Source organism: Rhodanobacter thiooxydans LCS2 (genome assembly GCF_000264375.1).
In the GTDB taxonomy this organism is placed as follows: Bacteria; Pseudomonadota; Gammaproteobacteria; order Xanthomonadales; family Rhodanobacteraceae; genus Rhodanobacter; species Rhodanobacter thiooxydans.
In genome coordinates this window covers 1-871 of the sequence record NZ_AJXW01000033.1, presented here as the reverse complement: position 1 = coordinate 871, position 871 = coordinate 1, and the positions used below count along the sequence as shown (strand labels likewise).

The 871-nt window shown below is 65.9% G+C and carries 1 protein-coding gene; it reads left to right on the top strand.

Features of this window, described 5'->3' with window-relative positions; genetic code table 11:
* Positions 1 to 871, top strand: an 871-nt coding sequence (gene tuf, locus UUA_RS07140) for an elongation factor Tu (protein WP_008435494.1), incomplete at both ends; no start/stop codon positions are given.

Here is an 871-nt window from a genome sequence, read left to right as displayed (position 1 = left end):
GCGGCACTACGCGCACGTGGACTGCCCGGGCCATGCGGACTATGTGAAGAACATGATCACGGGTGCGGCGCAGATGGACGGCGCGATCCTGGTGTGCTCGGCGGCGGACGGCCCGATGCCGCAGACGCGCGAGCACATCCTGCTGAGCCGCCAGGTGGGCGTGCCGTACATCGTGGTGTTCCTGAACAAGGCGGACATGGTCGATGACGCGGAGCTGCTCGAGCTGGTCGAGATGGAAGTGCGCGAGCTGCTCTCCAAGTACGACTTCCCGGGCGACGACACGCCGATCATCAAGGGTTCGGCGCTGAAGGCGCTGGAAGGCGACCAGAGCGAGATCGGCGTGCCGGCGATCATCCAGCTGGTGGACGCGCTGGACACCTGGATTCCGGAGCCGGTGCGCGCGATCGACAAGCCGTTCCTGATGCCGGTGGAAGACGTGTTCTCGATCTCGGGCCGCGGCACGGTGGTGACCGGCCGTATCGAGCGCGGCGTGATCAAGGTGGGTGACGAAATCGAAGTGGTCGGCATCCGCGACACGCAGAAGACCACGGTGACGGGCGTGGAGATGTTCCGCAAGCTGCTGGACCAGGGCCAGGCGGGCGACAACGCGGGCCTGCTGTTGCGCGGCCTGAAGCGTGACGACGTGGAGCGTGGCCAGGTGCTGGCCAAGCCGGGCACGATCACCCCGCACACCGACTTCGAGGCCGAGGTATACGTGCTGTCGAAGGACGAGGGTGGCCGTCATACGCCGTTCTTCAAGGGCTACCGTCCGCAGTTCTACTTCCGTACCACCGACGTGACCGGTGCGGTGACGCTGCCGGAAGGCGTGGAGATGGTGATGCCGGGCGATAACGTGAAGATGGTGGTGAGC